Annotated in this window: 3 protein-coding genes and 1 pseudogene; 1 reads left to right on the top strand and 3 read right to left on the bottom strand. The window is 73.1% G+C overall.

Annotation, left to right across the window (positions count from 1 at the left end; genetic code table 11):
* The first annotated feature begins 36 nt into the window (after positions 1-36).
* Positions 37-507, top strand: a pseudogene (locus ACZ55U_RS38795) (agmatine deiminase family protein).
* 38 nt (positions 508-545) lie between these two features.
* Here the strand turns inward: ACZ55U_RS38795 and ACZ55U_RS38790 are convergent.
* The 3 genes from ACZ55U_RS38790 to ACZ55U_RS38780 form a co-directional block, all read right to left on the bottom strand.
* Positions 546-1,754: an agmatine deiminase family protein gene (locus tag ACZ55U_RS38790; RefSeq protein ID WP_465534302.1), complete on the bottom strand. Its 1,209-nt coding sequence runs from the start codon at positions 1,752-1,754 to the stop codon at positions 546-548.
* 68 nt (positions 1,755-1,822) lie between these two features.
* Entirely contained in the window at positions 1,823-2,860 is a 1,038-nt protein-coding gene (locus ACZ55U_RS38785; RefSeq protein ID WP_465534300.1) for an agmatine deiminase family protein, read from the bottom strand.
* A gap of 243 nt (positions 2,861-3,103) precedes the next feature.
* Complete coding sequence (locus ACZ55U_RS38780) at positions 3,104-3,682, bottom strand: TetR/AcrR family transcriptional regulator (protein ID WP_465534298.1); 579 nt, start codon at positions 3,680-3,682, stop codon at positions 3,104-3,106.
* Between the last annotated feature and the right edge of the window lie 616 nt (positions 3,683-4,298).

Genomic DNA, 4,298 nt, shown 5'->3' with positions numbered 1-4,298 from the left:
TCGAGGGCAACCGACTGAAAGCCATACCCGGCGTCTCTGGGCCTCAGGACCATACGACTGGCCCGTCCAACCCATCAACAACGTAGGACCGACTGCCACGTCGACGCGCTCGCCCGCTTCGCCGGGCCCGGCACCGTCGTCCTGCACCGGCCCGCCGCCGACACCCCGCCGGACGTCTGGACCAGTGCCTCCGCGTAGGCGCTGGGAGTGCTCCGCTCGGAGACCGACGCCAAGGGCCGCGCGATCGAGGTGGTCGACCTCCCGGAGCCCGACGCCGACCTGATCCGGGGCAGGGGCAAGGACTTCCTCGCCACCTACGTCAACTACTACGTCTGCAACGGCGGTGTCGTCGTCCCGCGGTTCGGGGACCGGGCCGCCGACGAACGGGCGGCCGGCATCGTCGGCGAGCTCCATCCGGGCCGCGGGGTCACCCAGGTCGACATCGACCACATCGCCGCGGGAGGCGGCGGCATCCACTGCGCCACCCAGCAGCAGCCCGCCGTCTGAGCGCGCCGGGCCGGCCCGGACCACCGGCCCGGCGGGAATCAGGAGACCCGGCCGGGCGCGGGGATGTCGTGGGTGGCGCAGTGGATGCCACCGCCGCCGCTCGCGATCGCGTCGATCCTGACCGGGACGACCTCCCGGCCCGGAAAGTACTGCTTCAGGATCTGCTGGGCCCGGTCGTCGGCCCTGGCGTCGCCGAACTTCGGCAGGTAGACGCCCTTGTCGCCGACGTAGAAGTTCATGTACGAGGAGACGAAGGCGTCGCCGCGCCCGGTGATCAGGTCCGGGTCCGGCTGCTGGAGTTCGACCACCTGGAGCTTCCGGCCCCGCGCGTCCTCGGCGTCCGCGAACACGGCGCGCGCCTGGTCGGCCGAGCGGGACCAGACGTCCGGTGGGGTGCCGGGGAAGGCCTGGTCGAGCAGGACCACGCCGGGGGCGGCGAAGCGGGCCAGGCAGTCGACGTGGGCGTCGGTGATGTCCTTGCCCCTGACGCCCGCCAGCCAGATCACCTTGGTCACGCCGAGCGCCTTCTTCAGCTCCGCCTCGACCTGCTCCCGGCTCATGCCCGGGTTGCGGTTGTCGTTGACGACGGAGCTCTCGGTCACCAGCAGGGTGCCCTGCCCGTCGCTCTCGAAGGAGCCGCCCTCGGCGACCAGCCGGGTCTCGATCCGCTCCACGCCGTACTGGGCCAGCACCGTCCGGGCGACCTTGGCGTCGTTGCCGTGCCGTTGCTTGCCGCCCCAGCCGTTGAAGTTGAAGTCGACGCCCTTGACCTTGCCGCCCTCCTCGACGAACACGGGCAGGGTGTCCCGGGCCCACAGGTCGTCGACGGCGATCGGCACCACCTCGACGGCCGAGCCGCAGGCCCTCTGCGCGGCGTCCTTCTGCTCGGGGCGGGCCATCAGCACGACCGGCTCGCGCGCCGCGATCGCCCGGGCCAGGCCGGCCACGTCCCGGCGGACGTCCGCGAGCTGCTCGCCCCAGACGCCCTCCGAGGCCGGCCAGGACATCACGGTCCGCAGGTGCCCCTCCCACTCGGCGCCGAAGCGGCGCCCGGCGGCGGTGGCGCCGGCCGTGGTGCCGACCGTGCCGTCGGGGGCGCCGCCGGGCTGCGGGGGCGGCACGGCGCCGTCGGGGGTCCCGACGCCGTCGGGGTCGCAGGCGGTGAGCCCGAGGGTGAGGGCGCCGACGCCGGCGCCGACACCGGCGAGGGAGCGCATCAGGGCGCGGCGGGACAGGGCGTGGGACATTGCGGGTACTCCGGCTGGTGTCGGTGCGGTGGGGGTGGGGGGTGGTGGTCCGCGGTGCGGCCCGGCGGCTACGGCAGTGGCTCGTGCATGGTCGAGCAGTGGATGCCGCCGCCCCCGGCCATCAGGCGGTCGACGTCGAGCTGCACCACCACGCGGCCGGGGAAGGCCGCGGCGAGCGCGTCCCTGGCAGCGGCGTCCTTGTACGGGTCGCCGAACTGGGCGGTGATGACGCCCCCGTTGACCAGGTGGAAGTTGAGGTAGGAGTCGACGAAGTCGGACTTGCGGGAGCGGACGGTGTCCGGGCCGTGCACCGGGAGGACCTCCAGTCGCCGGCCCCGGGCGTCGGTGGAGGTGGAGAGGATGGCGAACTGCTCGCGGGCGTCCCGGGCCCAGGCGTCGGTGCGCTCCGGCGGCGGCAGCTGGACCATCACCACCCCGGGTCGGACGAACCGGGAGGTGACGTCCACGTGGTCGTCGGTGATGTCCCGGCCCTTGATGCCGGGCAGCCAGATCATGGTGTCGGCGCCGTACGCCTCCAGGACGGCCTCCTCGATCTCGTCCCGGCTCATGCCGCGGTTGCGGTTCTTGTTGACGAGGCTGCTCTCGGTGGCCATCACCGTGCCGTCGCCGTCCGTCTCGACGGCGCCGCCCTCGCCGACGAAGTCCGCGTAGGTGTGGCGCAGACCGCGGCGGGCGGCGAGGCGCTCGGCGACCCGGGCGTCGTCGTGGTGCACCTGCTTGTCGCCCCAGCCGTTGAAGTTGAGGACCACGGCGTCCAGACCGCCGTACCCGTCCCGGCGGAACACCGGTGCGGTGTCGCGCATCCACAGGTCGTCGGTGGGGATGTCACTGATCACCTCCACGCCGGAGCCGCACCGGGACCGGGCCTTGCCCGCCGTCCACTCGTCGGGGGCGCACATCACGACCGGCTCGAACTCGGCGATCGTGCGGGCGATCAGCGCGATGTCCTCCTGGACGCCGCCCAGGCGCAACCCCCACACTGCCCGGCGGGACGGCCAGGACATCCACGTCCGTGCGTGCGGGACGTCGTCCGCCGGCACCCGGGGGTAGGGCCCAGTGGGACGGTCATCACGGCGGTGGGTCATGTGGGTCTCCTGGTGGTGCGACGGTGCCGGGCGGGGTGCCGGGGCCGCCGTCTCTCCACTCTTCGGGTGGGAACCCGGCGGCGCACCATGGGGCGGGCCAACGGGGCGGACCCGGCGGCGAACTCCCTGCCTGGGCTTCAGACTCGCACTGACTGAAAAATCAGTCAAACTTGCGAAGACGTCTTGACGCGTCCTTGACGGGCGCCGGTGCGCCGGCCCGGGGCCCGGCGCGGCTCCTGCGGATCAGGGCCCGAGCCGCGCCACCTCGGTGTCGATCGCGTCGACCAGGAGCGCGCGGGCGTGCGCCAGCGGCAGGCTCCCGCTCAGCCAGCGCATGCTCAGGCCCTCCAGCAGCGCGGTCAGTCGCTCCGCCGCCCCGGCCAGCGCGACCGCCGAGGCCATCGGCCGCACGCCGCCGAGCAGTTCCGCGATCTCCTGCACCCAGACCCGGGTGGCCCGCGCCAGGTCCTCGCGCAGCGCCTCCTCGAACACCGCGCTCGCCCGGAGCTCACCCCAGGCGGTGCTGTTCTCCCGCACCTCGGCGGTGTCCTGGAGCTCCAGCAGCAGGCTCTGCTCCAGCTCCTCGCGGGGCGTCGGCGGCGGAGCGTCCGCGGCGCGCTCGGCCGTGTACCGCCCCGCCCGGTCGTTGATGAACTCCAGCGTCTGCCGGAGGACCCCCGTACGGTCCTTGAAGTGGTAGTAGATCAGCGCGGTGGACACCCCCGCCTCGGCCGCGAGCTCCTCCACCCGCAGCCCGCGCACCCCGCGCCGCGCGATCACGCGCGCCGCTGCTTCCATGATCGACGTTTTGCGACTGGCCACGATCCATCACCTTACCGGGGTATGGACGGCCATCCTGGTTCCTTGGCTGAAAATTCAGTCAGGACATGGGGGTGGGTATCCACCTGTGACGCGGATCGAGCCGGGGTGCAGAACTCGCGCGCCACACCACACTGCCGGCCCCGCGCACCAAGGCCGCGAACGACGGATACGGCCGTGCGTACGGTGCTCCGGATGCTGATCGACGCGGCCACGCGCCGATCACGGTGAGCAGGCCGGCCTCGCCCTCGGGTGGCGGCGAACGCCTTGGCGGTGAGGTTCATCCCGTCCTGGAGCGAGGTGGCCCCCAGAGCGCTTCCGCCGCCGGGTGCGCGTCGACGACCTCGGCGGTCGACAGGGTGCCGGGAAGGTAGTCGACCGGCATCCAACGCCCTTCTCGGGCGGTGGCGCCGGGCTCGGGCGGCGGGCGGACCAGCGGGGCCGCCGGCTCTCGCCGCTCCAGTGCAGTGGCGGGCGGTGGTGGGCGATGACCGGGTCGTGCCTTCGGGCGGGGTTCGCGGGGCTCTAGATGATTGATGCCAAGGGGTTCAGTGGTCGTACGCGGTGAGGGAACGCATGACGGGCTGCCCGGTCTGGTCGTTGTGCCAGATCGCGGCGG

The sequence above is a fragment of the Kitasatospora sp. NPDC034533 genome, assembly GCF_055575155.1.
The sequence above is the reverse complement of the archived record's forward strand: the minus strand, read 5'-3'. Positions and strand labels throughout refer to the sequence as shown.